The following is a 263-nucleotide window of genomic DNA, read 5'->3' as shown; positions in this document are numbered from 1 at the left end:
CAAACGATAGCAGTAATACTCCTTGCGCCAAAACCTCCTGCACCAGAACGATCGCCTATTCCCCAGCCATTAGGTAATACCGAACGCAATAAGTTATCCGTGACTTGATTATTTATCATCCATGTTAACAATTTTTGTTGGCTCGATTCAGAAAGTACAGATCCAAATAGTAGTTCATGGAGAGTAATGACCATTGCATTTGGCGTGGTCGTATCTCGAAGATCATTCAGTAATCCTTGATTCAAATCCGGTTCGATACGATC

1 protein-coding gene is annotated in these 263 nt (G+C 41.4%); it reads right to left on the bottom strand.

Annotated elements, in window-relative coordinates; translation table 11 throughout:
• Nucleotides 1–263: serine hydrolase (locus Q5762_RS38725; RefSeq protein ID WP_315897007.1), on the bottom strand; the 263-nt coding region annotated here is incomplete at both ends.

This window comes from Streptomyces sp. P9(2023), from assembly GCF_032436795.1.
In the GTDB taxonomy this organism is placed as follows: Bacteria; Actinomycetota; Actinomycetes; order Streptomycetales; family Streptomycetaceae; genus Streptomyces.
Note: the sequence above shows the minus strand (reverse complement) of the source record. Positions and strands in the feature narration are given on the sequence as shown.